We start from the raw sequence: 14,168 nt of genomic DNA, 5'->3' as shown, positions 1-14,168 counted from the left end.
TCAACGGCGCAAGCCATTTTATTGCATCGGATTTTAATTCTGATGGAAACAGTGGCCACTCTTTATTACAGATGAGTATACAGTTAAACCATATCAGTAAATCCTATAAAAAGGTAAAAGCAGTCCAGAACATTTCATTCACTGTGGCGCCAGGCGAACTTTTTGGATTAATTGGCCCCGATGGCGCAGGAAAAACTACCATCTTCAGGATTTTAACAACCCTGTTAATTCCTGATGATGGTGGTGCTTCCGTCGCAGGATTTGATGTAGTAAAAAACTATAAGGCAATTAGAAACGCCGTGGGTTATATGCCGGGGCGGTTTTCACTTTATCAAGATTTAACGGTGGAGGAAAACCTAACGTTTTTCGCTACAATTTTCGGAACTACCATTGAGGAAAACTACGATTTAATCGAAGAAATATATGTTCAAATCGCCCCATTTAAAGACCGACGTGCAGGAAAACTATCGGGCGGAATGAAGCAGAAACTCGCCCTTTGTTGCGCGTTAATTCACAAACCTAAAGTGCTTTTTTTGGATGAACCTACCACGGGCGTTGACCCAGTTTCGCGGAAAGAGTTTTGGGAAATGCTAAAACGCTTGCAGAAAAAAGGAATTACCATTTTGGTTTCAACGCCATATATGGACGAAGCTGCATTATGCGACAGAATTGCCTTGATACAGCAAGGCGAAATATTAGAGATTGACACCCCCGAGGCCATTGTAAACAAATTCCCAAAAACCATTTACAATGTGGGCGCAGATAATATGTACAAACTAATTCAAACGCTTCAAAATTACGAACATTTGTACAGTGTATTTCCGTTTGGAGAGTTTGTGCATTACACAGATAAAAGGAATTCTTTTAAAGTAACCGATTTAAAATCACATTTAGAAAAGGCAGGTTTAACAAGCATTAGCATAGAAATAACCCAACCCAACATTGAGGATGCTTTTATGGAATTAGCGAAATAATGAAGAAAGAAAATGTAATAGTAGTCGAAGAATTAACAAAGGCATTTGGCGATTTTAAAGCTGTAAATGCAATCAGTTTTGAAGTCAAAAAAGGTGAAATCTTTGGGTTTTTAGGTGCCAATGGCGCTGGAAAAACAACAGCAATAAAAATGCTGATAGGAATTTCCAAGCCATCTTCAGGTCAAGCAAATGTTGCAGGTTTTGATGTTTATACACAAACCGAATCCATTAAAAAAAACATTGGTTATATGAGTCAGAAATTTGCACTTTATGACGATTTAACGGTAAAGGAAAACATCACATTTTTTGGGGGAATTTACGGCCTGTCGAGAAAAAAAATACGGGAGAAAAGAGAGCAATTAATTTCGGAATTGGGTTTGGAAAACATTAGCAATAAATTGGTCGGCTCTCTGCCTTTGGGCTGGAAACAAAAACTTTCCTTCTCGGTTTCACTTTTACACGACCCAAAGATTGTTTTTTTAGACGAACCCACCGGTGGCGTAGATCCCATAACTCGCAGACAATTTTGGGAAATGATCTACAAAGCAGCAGACCAGGGCACCACAATTTTCGTAACCACGCATTACATGGACGAAGCCGAATACTGCGACCGCGTTTCAATAATGGTAGATGGAAAAATAGAAGCTTTGAACACCCCGAAAAAACTGAAAGAACAATATAAAGTAGCATCGATGAATGATGTGTTTCTGAAGCTTGCGAGAAATATTGAATAAGATTAGAAAAATCCTTCTGTCATTTCGAGCGCAGTCGAGAACTTTAAAATTCGGATTTGTCAATTAGGTCTCGTCTTTAGTTTATCCTGAGCAACGCCGAAGGGCTCGACCAGACAATTAAAATTGTTGATTAAATAAAAATGAAACGATTTATAGGTTTTATAAAAAAGGAATTCTACCATATCTTTCGGGATAGGCGATCGCTCTTTATACTCTTCGGAATGCCTATTGCCCAAATATTGCTTTTCGGATTTGCAATTACAAATGAAATAAACAACGTAAATATTGCCATTTTAGATCATTCAAAAGACGCTTCAACCGAAGAAATTATCAATAAAATCTCGGCTTCAAAATACTTCACCATAAAACAAATGATTGCCCATGAAGCCGATATAGAATCCACTTTCAAAAAAGGAAAAATAAAAGCCGTCTTAAATTTTGAAAAAGATTTCAGCAAAAATCTAATCGCGGATCACAACGCCACTATTCAAATTATAACAGACGCTACCGACCCAAACACGGCCAATTCCATCACCAATTATACCAATGCAATACTTCAAAATTATCAACAGGAAAAAAATAAAGGGATCCAAATTGAGTATCAAATAATTCCCCAAACCCGAATGGTTTATAACCCAGAACTTAAAAGCGTGTTTATGTTCGTGCCTGGGGTAATGACTATCATTTTAATGCTGGTTTCGGCCATGATGACTTCCATCTCCATTACTCGCGAAAAGGAATTGGGCACGATGGAAATTCTCTTGGTTTCCCCTTTAAAACCCTTTCAGGTTATTATCGGGAAAGTGGTTCCATATATTTTTCTATCTGTCATAAATGCAGCAGTAATAGTACTTCTGAGCATTTTCATTTTTAAAATGCCCGTACAGGGAAGTCTTTTTTTACTGGGATTGGAAAGCGTTCTTTTTATAATTACTTCCTTGGCACTGGGGATTTTAATCTCAACCATCGCCGCAACCCAACAGGCCGCAATGATGATTTCCTTGATGGGTTTGATGCTCCCCGTGATACTGCTTTCTGGCTTTATATTTCCAATTTCGAGTATGCCGGTACCGCTTCAAATTATCAGCAACATAATACCCGCAAAATGGTTTATCATCATCATAAAAGGCATAATGCTGAAAGGTGTGGGAATGGCGTATATCTGGAAAGAAACGTTGATTCTGATAGGAATGACCCTTTTCTTTATTGGACTAAGTATAAAGAAATATAAAATACGACTGGAATAATGAAGACCATCGGTTATATAATACAAAAGGAATTTAAGCAAATCTTTAGAAATAAAGGGATGTTGCCAATTATTTTTATCCTGCCCATTTTGCAACTGGTCATCTTGTCTAATGCCGCGACCTATGAAATAAAAAACATAAAATTCGCCTATATAGATTACGATCGCACCACTACTTCCCGCACCTTACTAGAGAAGTTTAACGCTTCCACCTATTTTGATGTTTTAACCAATTTTCCTTCACAGAAAATAGCAAGTTCCGCGATGTTAACTGGAGAGGTTGATGTGGTCCTGGAAATTCCCAATAATTTTGAACGAAATCTACTAAAGGAAAAAACCGCCGGTCTGTCTATCTCCATTAATGCTATTGACGGCGCAGCTGCCGGGGTTACAAGTGGTTATGTAAATCAGATTGTTCAAAGTTTTAATAAAGATGTGAAAATGTCTATAATGAACATTTCAAAAAAAACTGATCAGCCTGTGTCTATTGCAAGTATTCCGTCGTTTTGGTACAATACTACTTTAGATTATAAAACATTTATGGTGCCGGGAATATTAGTGTTACTTGTAACGATGATAACCCTTTTTCTCTCTGGAATGAATATTGTCCGCGAAAAAGAGATAGGTACATTAGAACAGATTAACGTAACCCCTATTCGCAAAAGTCAGTTTATTATCGGCAAACTTTTCCCCTTTTGGGTTATTGGAATAGGATTGCTGACCATTGGACTTATACTGGCAAAAGTAATTTTCAATACGCCCATGCTGGGCAGTTTAATACTACTCTATACCTACACTTCTATTTATATTTTAGTAATTCTCGGGATGGGCCTGCTTATTTCAAATTTCACCGATACGCAGCAGCAGGCCATGTTTATCGCTTGGTTTTTTGTCGTGATTTTTATCTTAATGAGCGGCTTGTTCACGCCAATAGAAAGCATGCCAAAATGGGCACAGATAATTACTGAATTCAACCCCATAAAGTACTTTGTAGAGGTTGTGCGAATGGTTCTGCTGAAGGGATCTGGCTTTGGCGACATTTTACCGCAAATGTTGAAGACCCTGCTTTTTGCAATACTTATGAACCTTTTGGCGGTTTGGAGTTATAAAAAAGTAAACTAATGGAAAAAACCCCTAAATATCATTTGCAAAAAACCGAATCTCCATTTTTAAAAGGACCGCGTTCTCGGTTCAAGGAGCTATGGTTTACATTTAAAGTGCAGTACAACTTTATAAAAGGATTCCGTAAAATGCACTTTATTGGTCCTTGTGTAACGGTTTACGGCTCCGCAAGGTTTACACCAGATTCCGAACACTATAAAAATGCTGAAAAGATTGGTGCCGAACTTTCTAAATTAGGGTTTACCATTATGACCGGAGGCGGTCCCGGCATTATGGAAGCCGCCAACAAAGGGGCTTATGACGCTGGTGGATATTCTGTTGGCGTAAATATTATTCTTCCTTTTGAGCAAAAACCAAACCCATATTTGCACAAGTGGATTGATATTCCGTATTTCTTTGTACGCAAATTCCTATTGATGAAATACTCCTACGCCTTTGTGGTAATGCCGGGCGGAATGGGCACTTTAGATGAACTTTTTGAGGCGATTACATTGATACAAACTAAGATAATTCAGCATTTCCCAATTGTTATTTTCGATAAAACATATCACAAAGAATTGACTGAACATATTGAGTTAATGGTCAAACAAGAAAGCATCAGCCCCGAGGATATGGATTTAATCTTCGTGACCGATTCTGCAGAAGAAGTAGTGGAGCATATAAAAATTCACGCTATTAAAAGATTTGGATTGGTTAAAGAACAATACAAACCAAAATGGTGGTACGGGGAAAACCGAAGGAAATTTTAAAAGGTTAAGTCATGAAAAAGAATAAAATATTCAAATACATAATTGCAGGAATACTAATTGCTTTCGCCTTACTTACCATATTTATGAGTAGCTCCGTTTTATTCGATTGGTTTGGCATCCGAGCAAAAGAAGGAAATTATGTGCCATTTATTGTAAAGACAAATCTAATAATGGGTATTCTGTATTTAATTGCAGCTTATGGTTTTTTAAAGGCGAAAAAATGGCCCTTTTGGCTGATGCTTTCGGCAGTTCTCATTCTGCTTTTTGCATTCGCCGCATTTTATATTCATATTCACGCTGGTGGGCTTTACGAAAGCAAAACCATTGGCGCAATGGCGTTCAGGATTGCGTTCACCCTAATAATAGCCGGTCTTATTAATTTAAGTACTAATAAAAAAATATGAGCTGCTCATTCCACATAGTACTATTTCTTTTGTGGATAACTAGTGCTTTTGCACAACAAAAAACTGACACCCTACCGCGCCTTTATCTCTCGCAAATTGCGCACATTAATCAAAGCGATAGCTATATTACATTTCCCACAGACATCGGCAATATAGAGCCACTTATGTTTGAAGCCAACCTCAACCCAAATTTTGTAGTTAGAAAGCGAGCAGATTCAAGATTGATGATGGTACTTACGCCGCAAATTACTATTAGGATGTTTAACGCGGACTCATACCCCGTAAAAACGCCCAGCTATATTCCGCAGCTTTCCTTGTATTATTTATTCGGTTATCCTGAATTGGCACATCACACTACTTTGTTCGGAAGAATAGCTCATCATTCCAACGGGCAGGATGGCGATTTTTACAATGGTGATGGTTCCATCAATTTGCAATCGGGGAACTTTGCTACCAATTTTCTTGAAATAGGATTTATAGACACCTCATACGGCTCGCAAGTAAATGCAGTGAAATTTTTTAAAAGCTCTTTGGAAATACATCCCAAAAGTTGGATGCTGAACGAGTTGCAAGGACAGTACAGCGGACTTAGATGGCACAATTCGTTTTTTGCTTACAAGCTTCCTTTAGACCGTGATTTTTTCAGTAAGAAAAGAAAGGCTAACTTTTCACTTAAAATTGAAACCACTTGGATGCTAGATGAAATAAATGATTGGAAAACCTTTGACACAAAACGATTTAGTGGGGCTTTTACATTTTATTACCATCCCAAATTTTTTGAGGATATTGGTTTTTTTGTCAAGTTTTATCACGGTCTGGATTATTACAATATTTACTTTAGGCATCAACTGGATATCATCCGTTTTGGGTTAATGACGGAAATTTTGCGATTTTAAATTTAAGTGGAAATTATATGAAAACTAAAATCATATCGATTAAAAAATTCAATGGAGAGATTGAAGAGTTTAAGGTTGAAAAGTTAAAAACTTCACTTAGAAGAAGCAAAGCTTCCGAAAGTGAAATAGACGAAATTGTAGAAAACATAATGCCCACGCTTTACAACGGCATTCCTTCCAAAGAAATCTACAAAAAGGCCTTTTCACTGTTAAAAAAACGCAATAGAATATCAGCTTCAAAATACAGTTTGAAACGGGCAATTTTAGATCTTGGGCCGACTGGCTTTCCTTTTGAACGATTGATTGGCGCATTGCTAAAACATCACGGGTACGAAACCCAAGTAGGCGTTACGATTCAAGGCCAATGTGTTACCCACGAGGTGGATGTTTTAGCTGAAAAAGACGGCAATACGTATGCCGTGGAATGTAAATTCCATTCAGACCCAAAGGCCGTGAGCAATGTGAAAGTCCCGCTATACATAAACTCCCGCTTTCTAGACATTCAAAAACGCTGGAACAGCGACGCTGCGAAAACATCGCATTTAAAACAAGGGTGGTTGGTAACAAACACCCGTTTTACTAAAGATGCCATTGACTATTCCCAATGCGTGGAACTTCAATTGTTGAGTTGGGATTATCCCGAAAACAACGGAATAAAACAAAACGTAGATAAGTTTGCCCTCTACCCTATCACCACATTAACAACTTTGACCAAACACGAAAAACACCTTCTAATTGAAAAGAATATTATCCTCACCAAAGAACTTTATGAATCGTCCTTTTTACTGGATAAAATAGGGATCTCGCCTGTGAGAAAAAATAGAGTTTTAAATGAAATTAAAAAACTGTGCAATTTATAGTTAACAAACAGTATAAAATGATTGATTATTACACCAAAAACTCCCTTATCTCATACAACTTCGGAACACTTACCTGCCAGCCATAAGCATCGTGTAATTTCACCCGCAACGCATCCTGTGCCGTAGGCTCTCCGTGAATAAGAAATGTAGCTTCGGGAATATTCTTTATATCGCTGCACCAATCCAAAAGCCCTTGTTGATCTGCGTGTGCCGACAGACTTTCAATATGGTGTATTTCGGCTTTTACGGGATAGTATTTTCCAAAGAATTTTAGCTCTTGTGCCCCTTCCAGCATTTGGCGGCCACGGGTACCTTCAGCTTGGTAACCCACTAATAAAACGGTGGTATTGGTTTTGTCTATCATCTGTTTTAAATAGGTTAAAACCCTTCCGCCAGTCACCATGCCACTACCGGCAATAACCACTTTGGGCTGCGGATTATCAATAGTTTCCCAAGTTTCTTTATAGGAAGTAATTATACGCATTCGATTGTTCATTGCGTTAAATTCCTTCATTGGTATTTTGTGCCAATCCGGAAAATTTTGAAACACCGAAAGTACATTGTTGCCCATTGGGCTATCAATAAATATTGGGATGTTCGGAATTCGGTTTTCATTGTACAGTTTCCAAAGCAAAAACATCAAGGTTTGCAAACGTTCCACCGCAAAAGAGGGGATAATCAGATTTCCGCGGTTGTGAATGGTTTTATTGATGAGTTCCACCAATTTGTCAGAAACGCTTTCCTCCGGATGTAGCTTGTTTCCGTACGTACTTTCCATAAAAAGATAGTCTGCCCATTTTGGTTTTTCGGGCGGAAAAAGCAGTAAATCGTGGACTCTACCAATATCTCCCGAAAACACAAAAGTTTTTCCAAAGATTTGAAGCTCAATAAAAGTAGCACCAATTATATGCCCGTTATACTTAAATCGATATTTTATATTTTCTGAAAGTTCAAGCCATTGGTCTCTTTCTTCCGCCTTAAAAAATCCAAGTGTTACCTCAGCTTCCCGTACGCTGTAAAAGGGCTCCGCAGGCTTGTGTTTGGAATAGCCTTCATCATTGGCCTTTTCTGCTTCCTCTTCGTGAATTTTAGCGCTGTCATGCAAAATAATTTTAGCAATGGCAAGCGTTGGCGCAGTTCCGATTATGTTGCCTCGAAAACCTTGTTTTACCAATCGCGGCAAATATCCTGTATGGTCTAAATGCCCGTGCGTAAGCAGCACCACATCTATTTTCGAAACATTGATGGGCAACTCTTGCCAGTTTTTTTCGCGCAATTCCTTTATACCTTGAAACATCCCGCAATCAATCAAAATATTGTGTTCGGGGGTTTCAATTAAAAATTTAGAACCCGTTACGGTTCCCGCGGCGCCGAGAAAATGGATTTTTATCTTTTGCATACTTAATGGTTTTGGCACAAAATATTTATTTCCTCTAAAATTCGGACTTTTCGGTTGTCAGAAACTCCCAAATGATCCAGATAAAAATGATCGTCTATTAATTGTTTGCAGAGCACCACATCGCGACTGAGTAAAAACTGTTTTTCGCGCTTGCTGAGCAAAGTTGAAACAGTAACCGGATAAAGTCCCAACCGGTCTATCCGATCCTTTATGCCGTTGTTTTTCGGGTAATCCCAACTTAAAAGATAAAGGCCTACGCAGGTACCATATTTTATGGCATCTTCGGTAAAACGCGTGTTTGTAACTACCCACCCTTCGTTCGGTTTATCGCCATTGTTTTCATCACCGTAAAAATTTAGAATGTCGCGATAGCGCGAATGGATATAAAGCGGAATCTTTACATTGCAATTTCGCCCTTCATCGCTGTGGAATTTACATTCGGCAACTACATATATACCGTTATTATGGGCTACTACATCAACTTCATGGGTGACGCATTTTCCCTGTAAAAACTGACCTATTTTTACCTCATAACCGCTGTAAAAAAGAATTGCAGCCACAAATTTTTCAAACGGAAAACCAGTGGGACCCAATTCATAAATAGCCTTCTTTAACTTATATTTTGAAGCATAGCCTCTTTTCTTCTTTTTGAGAAGCGCAAAGGCGCGGTTGTAGATTTCCTTGGTTGAAATACCCTGATACAATTCGTCGCGGACGTTATTGGCAATTTCGGCTACCAATGCTTCGTCTGCCCCACTTTTCCGCAGCGAAGATTTTAGTTTATCAATTGAAAACTGAGACCGTTCCCCGGAATGCTTTATAACTTCAACCACTATTTTTATTTTAAGTTAATTCCTTAAATCGTGAAGAGCCAAAATGGGAACTTTGGAATGCACGCCCAAACTTTTAACCAACGGATTTGAAAATATACTGCCAAAAAACCAATGCTTTCTATTTACAAAAGCTATCATTCCACTATTTCTATCGTCCACAAAGGAGAGCACCCCTTCTTTAACACCTGTTTTCTCAAGCCAGTGATAGCTGTATTCCAATCCTTCAAAATACGATTCCAATTGTTTTCTATTGCTTCTTTGCCGTTCAGATAATTCGGCTTCCTTGCCAATATGTAAAATCCGAATTGGTGATTTTTCCAATTGTACAATCTTTACAAAAGTATTTATCTCCCGCTCGTTAAATTCACTTTTAAAATTGGTGGGAAACACAATTTCGTTAATTCGCTTATAATGTACATTTGCGGGAACGGCCAGAACGGCACACCCGGTTATACTCTCAATTACATTTACTGAATTACGACCGTAGGCTACCTTTGTATCATCAGTTATACCACGGGTTCCCATAATTATAAGGTCTATATTATTTCGCTTTACCTTTTCTTCCAATAATTCAATCAGGGTACCAAATTTATGATCAAAATACACCGTATGTTTTGGGTTATCCGCCAAGAGTTCTACCTTGTTTTTTAATTGCAGCATACTTGCCCCAGATGCGCGGGCTACCGCATCGTATTCATGGGGTTCGGGTTCCGGAAACAAAATGTTTCCCTGTGCGGAACGGAACAAAAAATAGGAATGGAAAATATGGAAAACACATTCCTCTTTCTTAAAAAGTTCAAAAGCATAAACAATAGCGTTAAATGCATTTCTAGAATAATCCGTGGGTATTAAAATATGTTTTTGCATAATTCTATCTCGCTAAATATATTCGTGGTTTTACTGTCGCAATTGCGATTACCACAGTTTTAAAATTCACTTATAAAAAAAGAAACAAACTAGTTTCGCAAATCGTGCATAGCCAATAAAGGCACGGTAGTGTGCATTCCGAGCTCCTTAACCATGGGATTGGAGAAAATACTTCCGAAGAAATTGTGCTTTTTATTTACAAAGGCAATCATTTCGCTTTCCCGACTTTGTACAAAACAACGCACCCCTTCCTGCAAATCTATATCGTAAAGTTTGTGATGTGTAAACTCAGCGGCATCTAATATTCGCTCTAAAAGTTCTTTGTTTTTTTCTTGGTCTTCTGTTAGTTGCTTACCTTTTTTAACGTGTAGAATACGTATTGGCGCATTCGTTATTCGCGAAATTTCTACCAAGGTTTCCAATTCGCGTTCTTTGTAATGTGTTTTAAAACTGGTGGGAAATACAATTTCATTAGGATCCTTGTATGCAGTATTTGCAGGTATGCCCAATACCGGACAATTGCGCACCTTTTCCATGGCATTTACCGTATTACTACCTAGAATCACCGAATTATCGTCTGTTTCCCCACGGGTTCCCATCACTACCAGTTTTACATCTTCCTTTTCTATGACTTTCTTTAAAACCTCAAAAAATGACCCAAATTCACTTAAAAATTGAAAGTCGTGATTGTCGTTTTTTTCGTAAAGCCCCATCTGTTGCTTTAGTTTATTCATCCGTTCTTCGGAAGATTCCTTGGCAGCTTTATGCGCTTTTTCGGAAGGTTCGGGAATTAAAAAATTGTCTTTAGAATATCCAGAATGGTAGTAGGTATGTAAAATTATAAATTCACAAAACTCTCGTTTGTAAAGCGCCATGGCATATTTAATGGCGTTAAACGCATTTCTCGAAAAATCTGTGGGAATCAATATTCGTTTTTTCATCGGTATAAAATATTTAATAAAGTGAATACAGGAATGCTAGGGTAATTCACCACTACATGATTTATAAGTGCCATAGCATTCCGAAATTTAGATCATTAAATTACGGTTTTTTTACGACTTAACTAAACACCCGCTATTTTAAAGGAATTACCAAAGTAGGCACATGCGTATGCTTCCCCACCCTGCTTATCACCGGCTCGCGGAACAACTGCTTTAAAAATGCATGCTTGTGGTAAACCAATGCCAAAAGATCTAAATTTTTACTGTCAACAAAACCGTGAAGTGATTTTGAAACGTTTTGGGTTCTTTTAATAAAATGAAACTCAGTATCGTATTCCGTGAGGTCGTTTCTGTATTGCTCCAAATTTTGTTGTTGCTTAGAATCCAACTCTTTCTCATCGCCCACATGCACTATATGTAAATTAGAATTATACTGCCGCACCAACCGGACGATAGGCCTTAATTTAGACAATTGATAAAAATCGTTATAATCCGTAGCATAGCCTATGTTTGTAGGAATAACAAAATCTACCTCGCGGGGAATTATAAGTAACGGACAACCTTCTAAAGATTTGGTAATGGCAATTGTGGTACTTCCCATAAGCACATCTTCGGCTCCCGTACGCCCTTTACTACCCATTACCACTAGGTCAAAGCCTTCAGCGGCAACTAACTTATTTATAGTTCTCGACAAACTCGCCGGAGTGGAAATCACCTCAAACTTATGGGCTACTTTAGCCGAGTCTAATTTTATTTTATGCACCAATTGTTCGCCATCTTCATCAGACTGTTTGTACAGTTTTTTAATAATAACATCGGAACGGCCAATATCTACTCGGCTGGTGAGTTTACCTATTTCGTCACTAAAGGAGTGGAGAATGGTAATCTGCAAGGCTTCATCACTAAAAAGTTTAGTAGCGTAAAACAATGCCGCATAAGCATTATTCGAGAAATCGGTGGGAACGAGTATTTTTTTCATTTAAAAATGTATTAAAGATTTATCTAGGTAAGTTTTGAAGTACTAAAAAAGGAATATCAATATGCAAGCCTATTTTTTCAATAGTAGATTGATACAGAATATTTTCTAAATACGAATGGCGGGTATTAACCATAACCAGCATATCTATTGGGTTTTCAATAATATATGTGTTAATTGCTTTTGTGATATTTGTATCGTCCTTTTGTATAAAATCAATTTGGTTATCGGCAAACGAAGCTTTTAGAAAATTTCTATTGTCTTCCTGTCGCAACGAAAGCGATTCAAATTTGGAAGCGAAAAAGAATTCTACTTTTGAAGCAAAGCACCTGGCAATAGTGCTTACCAATTTTAATTCGCGCCTTTTAAAAGGCAAAAGGTAATCTGTTGAAAACAGTATGTTTTTAGGGTGTATATCGTTATATCCCGAAGGAATGGCAAGCACAGGGCATTTTACATATTTTATAACCTGCAGCGTATTACTGCCAAAAGTTATTTGCTTGTCTGCCGTTTCGCCCTTGGTGCCCATAACCACTACATCTATATTTTCCTTCTCCACCCAATCGTTGGTGGTATCTACCAACAAACCGAATTCGGCAATAGTATGGATGGTGTGTTTTGGGTTTGGCGAAATAGCACTAACCTTAGTTTGTAAATCGTTCAGAGCTTCCTTCGCTTTTGTAAGCGCTTTTTGCTGCAGTTCTTCAAAAATTTCATCGGCAAATCGCGACTTCTCTTCGTAAACTTGATCGGCAAAAGCGTGAAGTAAAAATATTTCGGCCGGATTGTGTTTAAAAAGTTCGGTAGCGTAAAGAACGGCGTTTAGCGAATTTTCAGAGAAATCAGTAGGTATTAGTATTTTTTGCATGGAAACTTGTTTAAGTTCAACTACGTAAAGATAGTGATTATCACTTCGTTAAAATATGATAATTATCAACCATTGCCACCAATTTTAATGAATTCTTATGAAAAATTCGGCCCTCAATTTTGTATTTTGTAATAAAAAACAAATGAAAGCCTCCGCCCTAACATATTTACTGATAGTTACCGGAATATTGCTTACCGTAGCCATTTTTGCCGCACTCGATTTTCCGTTTCGCTTCGTATTTTATCTTACGGTAATAGGGCAGGTTACCCTAATTTATAGCGTAGTAAACGTTTTAAAAGATAACTATACCACAGATAAAACCTTCGAAGATTTTTATGAAGATTTCCCAATTTCAGAAAGAAACAACTTTAGGTAAAAGTTCGTTTTTTGTACTCTTTGCAGCAGCTATTCGTGCAGTATTAAAAAAGGCACTTCGTATGGATATGAAATAGACTTATTAATTCTATTAAAAAGAAGGCGTTGGGTAAGGTTTAAATTTTTTGCAACTACGGCTATTAAATCTATTTCCCAAGTTTCAACAAAATCCTGTACGCCGGCCTCAATATTTTTATTTTCCAAAAAATGAAAACTGTGCTTTATATCCTTAAAAAAATAATGTAAAAACCCTTTGTTATCTGTTTGTGCGGCGCTGAGCATTGTATTTTGCGATCGAATATGCAACACCCTTAATGCAGCTTTCTGAATTAGTAGCGCTTGCGAAAGCCCATTGATTACCTTGTTTCTATAAATACAGTTATAATCTGTTAAAAACGAAATGTTCTTTATCTTTTTAAACCTGGCATTTTCGGGAATTACAAAGATTGGGCACTTTACTTTGGTAATTACTTCACTGGTATTGCTCCCTATTTCATTCCTGTTGTTTTTTGAAGCCCCCTTGGTGCCCATTAAAACATAGTCAATTTCCTTTGCATCAATTTGTTTGCGAATTGCTTCAACCAAAAGCATGTTTTCGTGAATGGCAAAAAATTGATGTCCAGCGTTTTTAGCCAATAATTTAAAGTGCAGTATTTCTTCCCGTAAACTTGTAATAGACCCTTGCGCCGTGCCTTGGGAAGCTGCCGTATTAAACAGTAAATCTGAATCATCGTCTGCAGGCATAGCAGTATTGGGCGAAATGTGAAGCAGATAAAAATTCACGGGAATAGCTGCGAAATAATCCAAAGCATACCGAATGGCATTATGTGAATTTTCGGAGAAATCCGTTGGAATTAATACGTTCATCATTATTATCTTTTAATACTGACAAATGTATTTGAACGGCTAGGTATAGAAAATGAT

At 37.7% G+C, this 14,168-nt stretch carries 16 protein-coding genes; 9 read left to right on the top strand and 7 right to left on the bottom strand.

Annotated features, from left to right (window positions below; translation table 11 throughout):
- Window positions 1–71: 71 nt before the first annotated feature.
- From VZD24_RS00970 to VZD24_RS00935, 8 genes are all read left to right on the top strand, one after another.
- A complete protein-coding gene (locus VZD24_RS00970; RefSeq protein WP_342686594.1) occupies window positions 72–974 on the top strand; it encodes an ABC transporter ATP-binding protein in 903 nt (300 codons plus the stop codon).
- Window positions 974–1,708 (top strand): ABC transporter ATP-binding protein, encoded by a 735-nt coding sequence (locus tag VZD24_RS00965; RefSeq protein WP_342686595.1) that lies wholly within the window; start codon window positions 974–976, stop codon window positions 1,706–1,708. Before VZD24_RS00970 ends, VZD24_RS00965 begins: the two co-directional genes overlap by 1 nt.
- 140 nt (window positions 1,709–1,848) lie before the next feature.
- Window positions 1,849–2,955 carry an ABC transporter permease gene (locus tag VZD24_RS00960; RefSeq protein WP_279447566.1) on the top strand — a complete coding sequence of 369 codons (1,107 nt, stop codon included), beginning with the start codon at window positions 1,849–1,851 and terminating at the stop codon, window positions 2,953–2,955.
- Window positions 2,955–4,076 carry an ABC transporter permease gene (locus tag VZD24_RS00955; protein WP_342686596.1) on the top strand — a complete coding sequence of 374 codons (1,122 nt, stop codon included), beginning with the start codon at window positions 2,955–2,957 and terminating at the stop codon, window positions 4,074–4,076. The genes VZD24_RS00960 and VZD24_RS00955 overlap by 1 nt, the downstream gene beginning before the upstream one ends.
- Window positions 4,076–4,825, top strand: a complete 750-nt coding sequence (locus tag VZD24_RS00950) for an LOG family protein (protein ID WP_279447564.1) — start codon at window positions 4,076–4,078, stop codon at window positions 4,823–4,825. Before VZD24_RS00955 ends, VZD24_RS00950 begins: the two co-directional genes overlap by 1 nt.
- A gap of 11 nt (window positions 4,826–4,836) precedes the next feature.
- On the top strand, window positions 4,837–5,229 hold the full coding sequence (locus tag VZD24_RS00945; RefSeq protein ID WP_279447563.1) for a hypothetical protein: 393 nt from the start codon (window positions 4,837–4,839) through the stop codon (window positions 5,227–5,229).
- On the top strand, window positions 5,226–6,125 hold the full coding sequence (locus VZD24_RS00940) for a hypothetical protein (RefSeq protein WP_342686597.1): 900 nt from the start codon (window positions 5,226–5,228) through the stop codon (window positions 6,123–6,125). Before VZD24_RS00945 ends, VZD24_RS00940 begins: the two co-directional genes overlap by 4 nt.
- 17 nt (window positions 6,126–6,142) lie before the next feature.
- Window positions 6,143–6,985 carry a restriction endonuclease gene (locus VZD24_RS00935; RefSeq protein ID WP_342686598.1) on the top strand — a complete coding sequence of 281 codons (843 nt, stop codon included), beginning with the start codon at window positions 6,143–6,145 and terminating at the stop codon, window positions 6,983–6,985.
- A gap of 28 nt (window positions 6,986–7,013) precedes the next feature.
- Here the strand turns inward: VZD24_RS00935 and VZD24_RS00930 are convergent, their stop codons facing one another.
- The 6 genes from VZD24_RS00930 to VZD24_RS00905 form a co-directional block, all read right to left on the bottom strand.
- Window positions 7,014–8,384, bottom strand: a complete 1,371-nt coding sequence (locus tag VZD24_RS00930) for an MBL fold metallo-hydrolase RNA specificity domain-containing protein (protein ID WP_342686599.1) — start codon at window positions 8,382–8,384, stop codon at window positions 7,014–7,016.
- A 2-nt stretch (window positions 8,385–8,386) separates the two neighbouring features.
- Window positions 8,387–9,217, bottom strand: a complete 831-nt coding sequence (locus tag VZD24_RS00925; RefSeq protein ID WP_373693804.1) for an ATP cone domain-containing protein — start codon at window positions 9,215–9,217, stop codon at window positions 8,387–8,389.
- Between the two features lie 15 nt (window positions 9,218–9,232).
- On the bottom strand, window positions 9,233–10,084 hold the full coding sequence (locus VZD24_RS00920) for a universal stress protein (protein ID WP_279447555.1): 852 nt from the start codon (window positions 10,082–10,084) through the stop codon (window positions 9,233–9,235).
- Window positions 10,085–10,173: 89 nt separating this feature from the next.
- Window positions 10,174–11,025 carry a universal stress protein gene (locus VZD24_RS00915; protein WP_279447554.1) on the bottom strand — a complete coding sequence of 284 codons (852 nt, stop codon included), beginning with the start codon at window positions 11,023–11,025 and terminating at the stop codon, window positions 10,174–10,176.
- A 133-nt stretch (window positions 11,026–11,158) separates the two neighbouring features.
- Entirely contained in the window at window positions 11,159–12,004 is an 846-nt protein-coding gene (locus VZD24_RS00910) for a universal stress protein (protein ID WP_342686600.1), read from the bottom strand.
- A 19-nt stretch (window positions 12,005–12,023) separates the two neighbouring features.
- The gene (locus tag VZD24_RS00905) at window positions 12,024–12,869 is read right to left on the bottom strand and encodes a universal stress protein (RefSeq protein WP_279447552.1); all 846 of its coding nucleotides are present in this window, start codon (window positions 12,867–12,869) and stop codon (window positions 12,024–12,026) included.
- A gap of 142 nt (window positions 12,870–13,011) precedes the next feature.
- On the opposite strand from VZD24_RS00905, the gene VZD24_RS00900 reads away from it, so the two are divergent.
- Window positions 13,012–13,245: a hypothetical protein gene (locus VZD24_RS00900; protein ID WP_342686601.1), complete on the top strand. Its 234-nt coding sequence runs from the start codon at window positions 13,012–13,014 to the stop codon at window positions 13,243–13,245.
- Between the two features lie 29 nt (window positions 13,246–13,274).
- On the opposite strand, the gene VZD24_RS00895 is transcribed toward VZD24_RS00900, so the two are convergent.
- On the bottom strand, window positions 13,275–14,114 hold the full coding sequence (locus VZD24_RS00895; RefSeq protein WP_342686602.1) for a universal stress protein: 840 nt from the start codon (window positions 14,112–14,114) through the stop codon (window positions 13,275–13,277).
- Between the last annotated feature and the right edge of the window lie 54 nt (window positions 14,115–14,168).

This window comes from Aequorivita flava, assembly GCF_038742595.1.
GTDB classification, from domain to species: domain Bacteria; phylum Bacteroidota; class Bacteroidia; order Flavobacteriales; family Flavobacteriaceae; genus Aequorivita; species Aequorivita marisscotiae.
The sequence above is the reverse complement of the archived record's forward strand: the minus strand, read 5'-3'. Positions and strand labels throughout refer to the sequence as shown.